We start from the raw sequence: 12,635 nt of genomic DNA, 5'->3' as shown, positions 1-12,635 counted from the left end.
TTGGCAGTGGGCTTTTTGTTCTTCCAAGCAAGCGCTGATCAATTCCACACGCCTTCTGCGAGTGCTCAAGCGTGCAGATGCAAGGCGCGATGTGCAGCCGGATGCGGCCCAGCCTGAACGCAACAGGGCATGTTGAATTAATCAGTGCTTCCTTAAGTGCAACGCCCCATGCTAGTGCGGCCCGCGTGATCGAAAACAGGTACAGATTGGTGCATCTGACTGGCACAGATACCCACCTCTACCCAAGCCCGGTCGCCAACTCACCCAGACGTAACAGCTTCTCCCGTACCTGCAGGGTCAGCGGACTACCCACATTGATGCGCAGGAAATCGAAATGCCGAGGCCCAACGGAAAACACACTGCCCGGAAAGATATGGATGCCATCGTTCAGGGCCTGCTGAAACAGATCCCGGGAATCACGCCGCTCCGGCAACCTGAGCCACAGCACACAACCACCCTCAGGCGGCTGCACCCAGGTACCGGACGGAAATGACTGCCGCACTAGCGCCAGCGCATCCAGCGCCTGTTGCTGCAGCTGGCCACGCAACTGAATCAGGTGCTGGGCGTAAGCACCGCTTTCCAGAAACCGCGCCATGACCAACTGCGGCGCGGCCGCAGTGGTGATACTGCTGATCTGCTTCAGCTCGCGCAGACGATCATGAAACCGCCCACCGGCCACCCACCCAAGACGCAGCCCGGGCATGAGTGTTTTCGAAAAGGACGTGCAATAGATGACCATGCCCTGCTGATCAAAGGCCTTGGCCGGCAACGCCTCTCCGGCATAGGCCGTATCGCCCCAGATGTCGTTCTCGATCAGCGGCACCTGATAGCGGACCGCCAGCTCGACCAGGCGCTGCTTGCGTTCGGGCGACATGACAAAGCCCAGCGGATTCTGCGCATTGCACGACACAATGCAGGCCTTGACCTGCCCACGCCGAAACGCCTGCTCCAGGGTATACAGACAAATGCCGTCACGATGATGGGTGGATATTTCCAGCACCCGGCGGTTCAACACCCCCAGCGCCAGCAGGGTGCCATAGTAGGTTGGCGACTCGACAGCCACCACATCGCCCGGCCGACTGACCGCGCGCAGCGCCAGCTCCATGGCCTCCATGCAGCCATTGGTGACCAGAATATCCTGCTCCTGAATCGCTGAGGGGTAACCGATACTGCGCTGGGACAACTGGCGCGTCAGCCTGGGCAGACCGTTTGGGTGGCTGTAGTCCCAGAGCACACGGGCCTGCCGCCGACTGCTGTCGCGCCACAACCGCATCAGGCGGTCGACGGGCATCAGGCTGGCATCGGGCAAGGCGATCCCCAGATGCAGCGTCTGCTCGGACGTATGCGGCTCCATGTAGCGCAAAATGTCTTCGCTGAGCGAAATCTCAACCGGCAACAACGGAAAGTGGCTGACGACACCGGTGCTCTCGTTCGCTGGCAGACGCTCGCGCACGTAGGCTCCTGAGCGCTCGCGCACCTCGATATAGCCGTCCAGTTCGAGCTTGCGCAGCGACTGAACCGTGGTGTTGATGCTCACCCCAAAGGCTTTGCTCAATGCCCGCACCGAAGGCAGGCGCTCGCCCGGGGCAAAGCCGCCGCCGCGAATCCGCACCGCCAGCTGTTCGCACAGGGTTTCATACAGAAAAAGGTCTTGAGCCATGGCGTTCCTTGCCCCGCAGCACACCGCGCTGCGAGCATCACTGTTCTTGTAGGTATCCAGCGAGTGTAGTCGGCTCTTGCTGACGCGCCAACTTGGTGCATATTTCACACCGTCCCCGCTTGACCTCAAGTTAACCTCAGGTTTTAGAGTGCGCAGGTCTCGCACCCAACCGCAACCCAAGGACTCGATGCCATGCCCGATCAGCGCCCCACGCAGCCCCTGCAAGCAATCAACCCACCCGGCCTGTACGATCCAACGCCCAACGGCTACTCCCACCTCATGCTCACACCGACCAACGTGCGCTGGCTGTTCGTTGCCGGTCAGGGGGCGGAAGACGTCAGCGGCAGACTGCCTGACGACTTTGCCGATCAACTCACGCACTGCCTCAGCAACCTGCAATACGCCCTGGCCGCAGGTGGCGCGCACTTCAGCCAGGTGGTCAAGCTGACCGTTCTGGTGGTTGATCACAGCGAAGCCCGGCTGGCGCTGATCAGCGCCGCACTGGCCAAAGCTGCTGGAGACAACCCGGCGCCAGCCTGCACGCTGATCCCGGTACCGCGTCTGGCACTGGATGGCATGCTGATCGAGATCGACGCGGTTGCCTGCCTGCCCGCCAGCGAGGAGCACAGGGCATGAGCGAGAAGCACGACAGCTATCTGTCCACCGCGACGCTGCTCATAATGGCCACCGCGACCGGCCTATGCGCCGGCGCCAACTATTTCAATCAGCCATTGCTGTCCTCAATGGCCAGTGCCCTGAATATCAGCGAAGGGCTGGCCGCCTCCACCGTTACCCTCTCGCAAGTGGCTTACGCATTCGGCCTGCTGTTTCTGGTCCCGCTGGGCGACAAGCTGGAGCAACGCGGCCTGGCGGTCGGCCTGATGCTGTTGGCCGCAGCCGGGCTGGCGATCAGCGGCTGGGGCGGCAGTTTTTCGCTGTTGATTGTCGGCACATTGATCACCGGCGTGTTCTCGGTTGCCGCGCAAACACTGGTGCCGATGGCCGCCAACCTGTCTGACCCACTGCGCAGCGGGCGCGCCGTCGGGCTGGTGATGAGCGGCCTGCTGGCCGGGATTCTGCTGGCCCGCACGGCGGCCGGCTTGCTCTCGGAGCTCGGCGGCTGGGAGACGGTGTACCAGGTCAGCGCGGTGCTGATGGTGCTGCTGGCCGCCATCTTGCTGCACGCGCTGCCGCAGGCGCGGAACCCGGCTCCCAAGAGCTATGCAGCAACACTGCGCTCGTTGCTGAAACTGGCCGCCGAACACCCTCGCCTGCGCTCACGTTCATTGCTGGGTGGTCTGGTGTTCGGCTCGGTCAGCGCGCTGTTCTCGACCATGGCATTGCTGCTGTCGGCACCACCGTTCGGGTTGAGTGACAGCCAGATCGGCCTGATCGGGCTGATCGGCGTGGCCGGGGTGATCACCGCCAGTCTGGCCGGACGACTGTCTGATCGCGGCCTGGGCCAATCCGTCTCGCTGACCGCTATCGGCCTGTTACTGCTCGGCTGGGCCGGGCTGTATCTGGGCAGCGAGCACCTGTTGAGCTTCCTGCTCGCGCTGCTGGTACTGGATGTCGCCCTCCCCGCCGTGCATATCAGCAACCAGAGCGTGATTTACCAACTGGCGCCGCAGGCCCGCGCGCGGGTCAATGCCGTCTATATGACGTGCTACTTCACTGGTGCCTCCAGTGGCTCGGCACTGGGCGTCAGTGCCTGGAGTCATGCTGGCTGGACCGGCACCTGTGCCGTCGGCGTCGGGTTTGGACTGGCCGCGCTCGCGGTGCTGGCGTGGGATCATCAGCTCAAGCGAGCCGATTCAGCGCAACAGGCTGACCAGCAGTGCCACCCCCAACCCCAATGAGGTGAGCTGCCAGAACAGCACCGGGTTGCGCTGCAGCAAGGGCGCACGACCCTGTGCGAGCATCGCGGCGCTTGGCTGACGCAGTTCGAAGACGAATTCTGACAAGTCCTCAAACCGCTTATACGGGTCCAGATTCAGGGCCCGGCGCAATACCGGGTCCAGCCAGGCCGGCAGGCTGCGCTGCGGATCCAGCACCGAGCGATAACGCAGCCGGTGCTGGGCTGCGCGGCTCTGCGCTCGGGCCAGCTCAGCGCCATAGGGCAGCTCGCCACTGAGCATCTGATAGGTGATCGCAGCCAACGCAAACTGATCCGAGCGCGCGGTGCCCTGCTCACCGACAAAGTACTCCGGCGCGCTGTACTGAGCGGTACCAAGACGCGCGCTCGGCTGCTGCACACCGGCCTCCAGCAGACCAGCCACCTGCACAGCACCAAAGTCAATCAGCCGCACGCAACCATCGGCATCGAGCATGATGTTGGCCGGGCGCAGATCCTGATGCAGCATTTCCAGCCGGTGGAAGGCCCGCAGGCCGCGGGCAATCTGTTCGACGATATCGCGCACCCGCTCCAGCGAGGGTTGCGGGTTGTCGCACATCCATTGGGCCAGGGTCTGGCCTTCGATGTACTCACACAGGCAATAGAGATAGCTGCGCGGCCGCCCTGCCGACGCGGCCTTCATCACGTGAGGGTTATCAATGCGGCGGGCGACCCACTCTTCGGTTAGTAGGCGCTCCAACTGCACCCGGTCGTACTGTTGCTCAACCGACGGTGCCTTAAGCACCAGCTGCGCGCCGCTCGTCTGATCCTCCACCAGATACACATGACTGCGGGGGCTGACGTGCAACTGACGAATCACCCGCAGGCCATCGATCACCTTGCCCGGTTCCAGCACCGGTGGCAGCGGCAGATCGGCAAACTGGCGGTGCAGTTCCGCCGCCTGCCCATTAGGCAGACTGTCGATACGCAGCAACTGCGCGGTCAGGTTGTCGTCACTGCCATTGGCCAGCGCTTCGGCCACCAGCGCATCGGCAGCGCGTTGCAGGTCGCCGTCATGGGCGTCGATCAACTCACCGACGCGTGCCGGGTCAATGAACTCGTAAACCCCGTCGGTTGCCAGCAGGAACACCTCACCCACCTCCAGCGCCAGCGACTGATAGTCGATATCCAGCCGCTCATTAACGCCGAGAGCCCGAGTCAGCTGGCTCTGCTCACCGAGCCAGGCCCGGTGATCGACAGTGAGCTGCTCAAGCCTGCGTCGGTGAACGCGATAGACCCGCGCGTCGCCAACGTGAAAGAGGTGCGCCGTGGTGGATTTGACCACCAGCGCGCTGAAGGTACAGACGTAACCACGATCACGGTCGTAGCGATACTGACTGCGTCTGCTTTGGGCGTAAAGCCAGGAGTTGAGCGCGCTGATCACCCGCTCCCCCGCCTGCTTCACCGACCAGGGATCAGCCGTGCAATAGTAATCCTGCACAAAGCCGTTTACTGCCGCCTGCGCGGCCTCCTGACTGACCACGCTGGAGCTGATGCCATCGGCCAGCGCCAGCACCGCGCCCTTGGCTGTCAGTAGCGGCCCGTCAGGAATCTGCGCCGTGCAGTGATCCTGGTTCAACGCCTTGCGGCCGGCGCTGGAGCACTGCCCCAGCGACAGCTGCAAGATCGCCATCGCCAACGCGCTCTCAGAGCGCGCGACTGGGTGCAGTGCGGACATGGGTGGTGTAGAGGGTCAGACCGGTAAACGCCAGACCGCCAACCAGGTTACCCAGCGCAGTCGGGATTTCGTTCCAGATCATGTAATCCATGACGGAGAAGTCACCGCCCATGATCATGCCGAAGGGGAACAGAAACATGTTCACCACCGAGTGCTCAAAGCCCATATAAAAGAACAGCATGATGGGCATCCACATGGCGATGGCCTTGCCGCCCACCGTGGTGGAGATCATTGCGCCAACCACGCCCATCGAGACCATCCAGTTGCACAGCATGCCGCGCAGAAAGATCGTCAGCCAGCCGGCCAGACCGTACTCGGCGTAGCCCAGGGTGCGGCTCTCACCGATGTGGGAGATCTTCTCGCCCACCTCACCTGCCGCTGCAGAAAACCCGTATGTGAAGACAAAGGCCATCATCACCGCCACTGTCAGGGCCCCGGCAAAGTTGCCGACAAACACCAGCCCCCAGTTCCGCAGCACGCCTTGTACGGTCACTCCCGGGCGACGGTCCAGCAGCGCCAGCGGACAGAGCACAAAGACCCCGGTAAGCAGGTCAAACCCCATCAGATACAGCATGATAAAGCCGACCGGAAAGAAGGCCGCACCGACCAGCGGCGAGCCAGTCTGCACTGTGATGGTGATGGCGAATACCGCCGCCAGCGCCAGAATCGCCCCGGCCATGTAGGCGCGGATCAGAGTGTCGCGGGTCGACATAAAGATTTTCGACTCACCGGAGTCGACCATCTTGGTCACAAACTCGGTAGGGATCAGGTAAGACATGATTCAACTCTCCAGATAGTGAAACGCGGTGTGGCTGGCGGCTTCAGACCGCCAATCCGATCTCGACCTGATCGCCCTGCAGGCGGACAGGCCACACCTGCAACTGCTGATCGGGGTATTCGACGCACTGACCATCGCGCAGACGAAAGTGCTGTTTGTACAGCGGCGAGGCTATCACCAGCTCGCCCTTGAGTTGGCCGATAATGCCGCGACCAATCACGTTAGCGCCGGATTGGGGGTCACGGTTGGCAATGGCAAACAGTTGCTCTTCGCTGGGCAGGTGGAACAGGGCGACCTGCTCACCGTCGAGCCAGGCCACCACACCGGAGTTGGCAACCAGATCGGCACGGGCGCAGAGCGCGCGCCATTGGGTAGCGGTTTGCGGAGATGTGCTGGAACGGGTCATTGGGCGGCCTCCTCGGCGACGGGAATCAGGTGCAGTTCGGAAGCCTTGACCGGCCGACGCTGGCCGCGCTCCCTGACGAAGTGAATATCCGGGTCCTTGCGCTCGTCATTGACGAAGGTGCGGAAGCGCTTGAGTTTTTCCGGGTCGCTGATGGCGTTGGCCCACTCGCACTCATAGCGGTCGATCACCAGCTGCATCTGGCTTTCCAGCTCGGCGCCCAGGCCCAGACTGTCGTTGATGATCACGTCCTGCAGGTATTCCAGCCCGCCTTCCAGGCTCTCGCGCCAGACCGAGGTACGTTGCAGGCGATCGGCGGTGCGCACGTAGAACATCAGGAAGCGGTCGATGTACTTGATCAGCGTTGCGTCATCAAGGTCGGTGGCGAACAGCTCGGCGTGACGCGGGCGCATGCCGCCGTTGCCGGCCACGTAGAGGTTCCAACCCTTCTCGGTGGCGATCACGCCGACATCCTTGCTCTGCGCCTCGGCGCATTCGCGGGTGCAACCGGACACGGCGAACTTGATCTTGTGTGGTGAGCGCAGGCCCTTGTAGCGATCCTCCAGGGTCAGCGCCATGCCGACGCTGTCCTGCACGCCGTAGCGGCACCAGGTGCTGCCGACGCAGGATTTCACGGTACGCAGCGACTTGCCGTAGGCGTGGCCGGTCTCGAAACCCGCCTCGATCAGCTCGGCCCAGATATCGGGCAGCTCGTGCAGTTCCGCGCCAAACAGGTCGATGCGCTGGCCACCGGTAATCTTGGTGTAGAGGTCGTATTTCTTGGCAACCTGGCCGAGCACGATCAACTTCTCCGGCGTGATCTCACCCCCGGCGATGCGCGGCACAATCGAGTAGGTGCCATTCTTCTGCATGTTGGCCATAAAGGTATCGTTGGTGTCCTGCAACGGAATCAGCCACGGGTCGGTGATCGGCTGGTTCCAGCAGGAGGCGAGAATCGAACCGACCGCCGGCTTGCAGATGTCGCAGCCGTGATGACCACGACCGTGCTTGGCCAGCAGCTCTTCGAAACTCTCGATGCCCTCGACGCGAACGATGCCGTAGAGCTCCTGACGGGTGTGCGCGAAGTGCTCACACAGGCTCTTGTCGACCTCGACGCCGCGGGCCGACAGTTCGTGCTCAAACACCTGCTTGAGCAGCGCCGCACAACCGCCACAACCGGTCGCCGCCTTAGTGCTGGCCTTGAGTTCGCCCAGATCGGTACAGCCGGCATCGACCTGACAGCAGATCGCCCCCTTGCTGACGTTATGGCAGGAGCAGATGGTCGCGGTATCCGGCAGCGCATCGGCGCCCAGCGTCGGCGCGCCCTCACCGACCGGCAGAATCAGGCTGGCCGGATCGGCCGGCAGCTTGATGCCGTTCAGGGCGTATTGCAGCAGGGTGTCGTAGTAGCTGTTATCGCCGACCAGCACGGCGCCAATCACCCGCTTGCCATCGGCCGAGACCACCAGCCGACGGTAGCTGTTGGTCACATCGTCGATATAGCGGTAGCTGCGCGACCCTTCGGTGGCGCCGTGGGCGTCGCCGATGGAGCCGACGTCGACGCCCAGCAGTTTCAGCTTGGTCGACATGTCGGCGCCGGAAAACGCCTCATGCGGGCGCCCAACCAGCAACGCGGCCAGGTTGCGCGCCATGCTGTACCCAGGGGCGACCAGACCGAAGACCCGGCCCTGCCAGGAGGCGCACTCGCCGATGGCGAAGATGGCCGGGGCATTAGTGCAGAAACCGTCGTCGATCACCACCCCGCCGCGCTCGGCAACGGCCAGCCCGGCAGAGCGCGCCAGGGTGTCCTGCGGGCGGATGCCAGCGGAAAAGACGATCAGGTCGGTTTCCAGTGATTCGCCGTCGGCGAAGTTCATGCGATAGGCGTAATCCTCACCGGCAACGATCTCGCTGGTCGCGCGGGACAGGTGTACGCCAACACCGAGCGCTTCGATCCGCGCCTTGAGCGCCGCGCCACCGTCTTCGTCCAGCTGCACCGGCATCAGCCGCGGGGCGAACTCGACGACGTGCGCCTCCAGTCCCAGTGATTTCAGCGCGTTAGCCGCTTCCAGCCCGAGCAGGCCGCCACCGACCACAACGCCCCGGCGCGCACCGCTCGCCGCCGCACGAATCGCATCCAGATCATCCAACGTGCGGTAAACCAGTCGTGAGTTACCCTCAGCGCCCGGAATCGGCGGCACAAAGGGATAGGAGCCGGTGGCCAGAATCAGCTTGTCGTAGGCGAGGCGGCCGTTGGCGGTCACCACCTCCTGCTGCGCGCGGTCGATCTCGAGCACCGCTTCATGCAAATGCGCCTGCACGCCGTGCTCGCTGTAATAGTCCGCAGCGCAGAGCGCCAGCGACTCGGCATCACGCCCACCGAAGTACTCCGACAGGTGGACACGGTCGTAAGCCCGCTGGCGCTCTTCGCCAAACACGTGCACCTGATAATGGGCAAGTGCACCCTGTTCGACGAGCTGCTCGATGCAATGGTGACCCACCATGCCATTGCCGATAATGATCAGCGTTTCTTTCTTGATCGGGGCGACGAACGCATTCATGGCCAGTCCTCTATCACGGGTCTGCCTTTTTCGGCAGACAACAAAAAAGGCGCCTGCAACTGTCTCCAGTTGCAGGCGCCTTTGCCTTGGATTCTCGAATTGTGCTGCTCGGCTGGGGCGCTGTGCGCCGGCTGCCTGAGCAAGGGGCCTGACTCGCTAGCGGCCCTGCGAATCTGTTCAGCAACAGCCGTGCCAGCTTTTAATAAAACCCCATAACCGAATATAAGACATTGATAAATAATGACTTAATAAAAACAAACTGATTCGAAAGCAGCCCTGCGGAACGCCCGCCCGCGAACCAGCGCAGTGCATCAAGCCCGCGCCGCGTCCGCAATGGTGCACGCAGCTCCCCGCCGTGCTCGCCCGTTTGGGTGCTTGTTTAACCCGCCTCTGTGCCTAAGATGCGCGACGCACAACGCAAAAATGTCTCCTTTTGTTTCAATACCAGATTCAGCCTTATTGGGGGACCGGCCAGCACAACAAAAAGAAGGAATATCCATGCACACGTTGTTCAAACGCGGCCTCGCCGCCCTGACCCTCAGCGCAGTGTTCAGCCTGCCAGCGCTGGCAACCAACCCGATCAGCTCCCCCGACACCATGATCCTCGGCGACTCGATCTTCGCCCTGTCCGGCGATATCCACGAAAACCTGGAAGCGGACCTGGATGAAAACATCGACACCTACGCCCGCTCGGGCTGCCAGCTGACCGGCGGTAACATTCTCTGTTCACGTCTGTACTCGGTCGAAAACCAGTACGCCCGCGCCGATAAGAGCGGCATCCGCACGGTGATTTTCAACGGCGGCGGCAACGACATTCAGCTCAACAGCTGCCGTCCGTCGCTGAGCGCCTGCATGCCACTACTCAACGACCTGGAAAACCGCATCGCCGCGCTGGTGCAGAAGATGCGCAACGACGGCATCGAAGAGATCATCTTCCTCGGCTACTACAACGCCGTTGGCAGCGCCATCGATCTGCACGACATCAACAACTACAGCATGAACTACAAGGCCGCGGCCTATCCGGGCATGGGTGTGAAGTTTGTTGATGTGCGTGCCGCATTTGCCGGCAAGGAGGCTCAGTACATCATCAGCGACGGTATCCACCCGACCGCCGCCGGCTCCCGTGTACTGGCTGACAAGATCCTGCAAGCGCTGGATTGATGTTGCGGAAGGGCCGGGGTGCCGGGCTCTCCTCTCAAACGTAGGGACACGGCTTGCCGTGTCCGCTTGAGCCCCGCCTCCTTGGCGCTCATAATGCACGGCCTTCCCCCCTCGTTATTCCGCAGGCCGCCGCATGTTCCGCTGGTTTGAAAACCGTCTTGATCCGTTTCCCGTTGAAGAGCTCAGCGAGCCGCCACGCAAGCTGCTGCCCTTCTGCCTGCACTTCACCAAGGGCGCATGGCCCTACATCATCATGGCCTCGCTGCTGATGGCCGGGATCGCCATCGCGGAGGTCTGGCTATTTGGCTTTCTCGGCAGCATTGTCGACTGGCTGTCGGAGCAGAATCGCGAGACCTTCCTGCAGACAGAAGCATGGAAACTGGCCGGCATGGCCTTTGTGGTGCTGGTTGCCCTGCCAACGTTGATCTTCATCAACAGCCTGATGACCCATCAGACGCTGATGGGCAACTACCCCATGCGCATCCGCTGGCTGGTGCACCGCTATCTGCTGAAGCAGTCGATGGCCTTCTATCAGGACGAGTTTGCCGGACGCATTGCCACCAAGCTGATGCAGACGGCGTTGGCGGTACGCGAGTGCGTGATCAAGCTGATCGACGTACTCAACTACATCTGTGTGTATTTCATCGGCACCCTGATCCTGGTCGGTTTTGCCGACTGGCGCCTGACCTTGCCGATGCTCGGCTGGCTGGTCGGCTATATCCTGCTGATGCGCTATTTCATTCCGGTGCTGGGCCAGGTCGCCAAGGTACAGGCCGATGCCCGGTCGGTCATGACGGGCCGCATCGTCGACAGCTATACCAACATCCAGACGGTCAAGCTGTTCTCCCACGCCCGCCGCGAATCGGCCTATGCGCGCGAGGGCATGGACCAGTTCATGGTCACCGTATACAAGCAGATGCGGCTGGTCACCACCCTGTACAGCCTGCTCTACGTGCTCAACGCCCTGCTGTTGCTTGGCGTTGCCGGCCTCGCGCTGTGGCTGTGGGTGCAGGATTCGATCAGCGTCGGTGCGGTGGCCGTGGCGGTCGCGCTAGTGCTGCGCCTGTGGGGCATGTCGCAGTGGATCATGTGGGAGCTGTCCGCCCTGTTCGAAAACATCGGCACGGTGCAGGACGGCGTCAACTCTATCTCCCGTCCGCAACTGGTACTTGACCGCCCGAACGCAGCGCCGCTAGTCGTGAGCCAGGGCGACATTCGGTTCGAGAATGTCAGCTTCCACTACGGCAAGGGCAGCGGTGTGATGGAACAGCTCAACCTGCACATTCGCCCAGGTGAAAAGATCGGTCTGGTCGGCCGCTCAGGCGCCGGCAAATCCACGCTGGTCAACCTGCTGCTGCGTTTCTATGACGTCGAGGGCGGTCGCGTGGTAATCGACGGCCAGAACATCGCCGACGTGCAGCAGGACAGTCTGCGCGAGCACATTGGCATGGTCACCCAGGACACCTCGCTGCTGCACCGCTCGGTACGTGACAACATCCTCTACGGCCGCCCGGATGCCGATGAACCGATGATGCACCAGGCCGCGCGCAACGCCGAGGCCGATCAGTTCATTACCGAGCTGGAAGACGCCAAGGGCCGCCGCGGCTTTGATGCCCACGTGGGCGAGCGCGGCGTGAAGCTGTCCGGCGGCCAGCGCCAACGGATTGCCATTGCGCGGGTGATGCTCAAGGACGCGCCCATTCTGATTCTCGACGAAGCCACCTCGGCGCTCGACTCGGACGTGGAAGCAGCGATTCAGGAGAACCTGAACCGGCTGATGGACGGCAAAACCGTTATCGCCATCGCCCACCGCCTGTCCACCATCGCGCAGATGGACCGCCTGGTGGTACTGGAACACGGCAATATCATCGAGCAAGGCTCCCACGCCGAGCTGATCGAGCAAAACGGCGTCTATGCTCGCCTCTGGGCGCGTCAGTCCGGTGGCTTTATTGGTGAGGAGCTGGAGGAGGCTGGGCAGCCGGCGTGAGGTGGCGGGGGCATTTGTCGCAAGTGGATATTCTCGCCCCCCCGTTTTCAGCTGTTTGTCGGTGGAGCTTCCCGATTCGCTTTTCGCCTTCGCCGGCGAGCCAAAGGGGGCCGCTTGCCCGGCCCCCCAAAGGGAAGCGCTAACCCATTTCATATGCCCTCTGCGAGCGCTCAAGCATGCAGATGCAAGGCGCGATGTGCAGCCAATAGTGGTTCTATTGGCAAACAGCGCAACGCAGTCAGATGCGCGCTTGAGCGCTCGCCCTGCGGGGCGCTCAGGCCGGTTCGCACTCTGCGTTGTAGTTTCTCGACAGGTCCCGACATACCTTCGAAACCACGCCTTGATTGCGGACCGGCCTGCGCGCCAGAGGGCATGTGAAATGGGTTAGCGCTTCCCGGAATCCCCCCGGCACCCGACTACGCGGCCCTTCGGGTTCACTGCGTTGCTCGGGCTAACGGGGAGTCATAAAACTCGTCGCTGCGCTCCTCAGACATCCTATGACTCTTTTTCCCG

Annotated in this window: 9 protein-coding genes; 4 read left to right on the top strand and 5 right to left on the bottom strand. The window is 62.4% G+C overall.

Annotated features, from left to right (window positions below):
• Positions 1 to 238 precede the first annotated feature (238 nt).
• Positions 239 to 1,660, bottom strand: a complete 1,422-nt coding sequence (locus CNQ84_RS04655) for an aminotransferase-like domain-containing protein (protein ID WP_096003731.1) — start codon at positions 1,658 to 1,660, stop codon at positions 239 to 241.
• 192 nt (positions 1,661 to 1,852) lie between these two features.
• Here CNQ84_RS04655 and CNQ84_RS04650 point away from each other — a divergent pair, with 192 nt between their 5' ends.
• Both CNQ84_RS04650 and CNQ84_RS04645 read left to right on the top strand, forming a co-directional pair.
• Positions 1,853 to 2,296: a RidA family protein gene (locus tag CNQ84_RS04650; protein WP_096003730.1), complete on the top strand. Its 444-nt coding sequence runs from the start codon at positions 1,853 to 1,855 to the stop codon at positions 2,294 to 2,296.
• Positions 2,293 to 3,519: an MFS transporter gene (locus tag CNQ84_RS04645; protein ID WP_096003729.1), complete on the top strand. Its 1,227-nt coding sequence runs from the start codon at positions 2,293 to 2,295 to the stop codon at positions 3,517 to 3,519. Before CNQ84_RS04650 ends, CNQ84_RS04645 begins: the two co-directional genes overlap by 4 nt.
• On the opposite strand, the gene CNQ84_RS04640 is transcribed toward CNQ84_RS04645, so the two are convergent.
• The 4 genes from CNQ84_RS04640 to nirB are packed head-to-tail and all read right to left on the bottom strand — an operon-like array spanning position 3,475 to position 8,974.
• Entirely contained in the window at positions 3,475 to 5,187 is a 1,713-nt protein-coding gene (locus CNQ84_RS04640; RefSeq protein ID WP_096003759.1) for a bifunctional protein-serine/threonine kinase/phosphatase, read from the bottom strand. The two genes, CNQ84_RS04645 and CNQ84_RS04640, sit on opposite strands and share 45 nt — an antisense overlap.
• Before the next feature lie 13 nt (positions 5,188 to 5,200).
• Entirely contained in the window at positions 5,201 to 6,010 is an 810-nt protein-coding gene (locus tag CNQ84_RS04635) for a formate/nitrite transporter family protein (RefSeq protein ID WP_096003728.1), read from the bottom strand.
• 43 nt (positions 6,011 to 6,053) lie between these two features.
• On the bottom strand, positions 6,054 to 6,416 hold the full coding sequence (gene nirD / locus CNQ84_RS04630) for a nitrite reductase small subunit NirD (RefSeq protein ID WP_096003727.1): 363 nt from the start codon (positions 6,414 to 6,416) through the stop codon (positions 6,054 to 6,056).
• On the bottom strand, positions 6,413 to 8,974 hold the full coding sequence (gene nirB / locus CNQ84_RS04625; RefSeq protein ID WP_096003726.1) for a nitrite reductase large subunit NirB: 2,562 nt from the start codon (positions 8,972 to 8,974) through the stop codon (positions 6,413 to 6,415). The genes nirD and nirB overlap by 4 nt, the downstream gene beginning before the upstream one ends.
• A gap of 498 nt (positions 8,975 to 9,472) precedes the next feature.
• On the opposite strand from nirB, the gene CNQ84_RS04620 reads away from it, so the two are divergent.
• Positions 9,473 to 10,135, top strand: coding sequence for an SGNH/GDSL hydrolase family protein (locus CNQ84_RS04620; RefSeq protein WP_165771224.1), 663 nt, complete (start codon positions 9,473 to 9,475; stop codon positions 10,133 to 10,135).
• 133 nt (positions 10,136 to 10,268) lie between these two features.
• On the top strand, positions 10,269 to 12,122 hold the full coding sequence (locus CNQ84_RS04615; RefSeq protein WP_096003724.1) for an ABC transporter ATP-binding protein: 1,854 nt from the start codon (positions 10,269 to 10,271) through the stop codon (positions 12,120 to 12,122).
• Positions 12,123 to 12,635 lie beyond the last annotated feature (513 nt).

Origin of the sequence: Pseudomonas abyssi, assembly GCF_002307495.1 — a bacterium.
Lineage (GTDB): Bacteria > Pseudomonadota > Gammaproteobacteria > Pseudomonadales > Pseudomonadaceae > Halopseudomonas > Halopseudomonas abyssi.
The sequence above is the reverse complement of the archived record's forward strand: the minus strand, read 5'-3'. Positions and strand labels throughout refer to the sequence as shown.

Bases quoted from the DNA above. Each gene is read 5' to 3' on its own strand.
- CNQ84_RS04655 (WP_096003731.1), bottom strand. From the start codon at position 1,660: ATGGCTCAAGACCTTTTTCTGTATGAAACCCTGTGCGAACAGCTGGCG.
- CNQ84_RS04650 (WP_096003730.1), top strand. From the start codon at position 1,853: ATGCCCGATCAGCGCCCCACGCAGCCCCTGCAAGCAATCAACCCACCC.
- CNQ84_RS04645 (WP_096003729.1), top strand. From the start codon at position 2,293: ATGAGCGAGAAGCACGACAGCTATCTGTCCACCGCGACGCTGCTCATA.
- CNQ84_RS04640 (WP_096003759.1), bottom strand. From the start codon at position 5,187: ATGGCGATCTTGCAGCTGTCGCTGGGGCAGTGCTCCAGCGCCGGCCGC.
- CNQ84_RS04635 (WP_096003728.1), bottom strand. From the start codon at position 6,010: ATGTCTTACCTGATCCCTACCGAGTTTGTGACCAAGATGGTCGACTCC.
- nirD (WP_096003727.1), bottom strand. From the start codon at position 6,416: ATGACCCGTTCCAGCACATCTCCGCAAACCGCTACCCAATGGCGCGCG.
- nirB (WP_096003726.1), bottom strand. From the start codon at position 8,974: ATGAATGCGTTCGTCGCCCCGATCAAGAAAGAAACGCTGATCATTATC.
- CNQ84_RS04620 (WP_165771224.1), top strand. From the start codon at position 9,473: ATGCACACGTTGTTCAAACGCGGCCTCGCCGCCCTGACCCTCAGCGCA.
- CNQ84_RS04615 (WP_096003724.1), top strand. From the start codon at position 10,269: ATGTTCCGCTGGTTTGAAAACCGTCTTGATCCGTTTCCCGTTGAAGAG.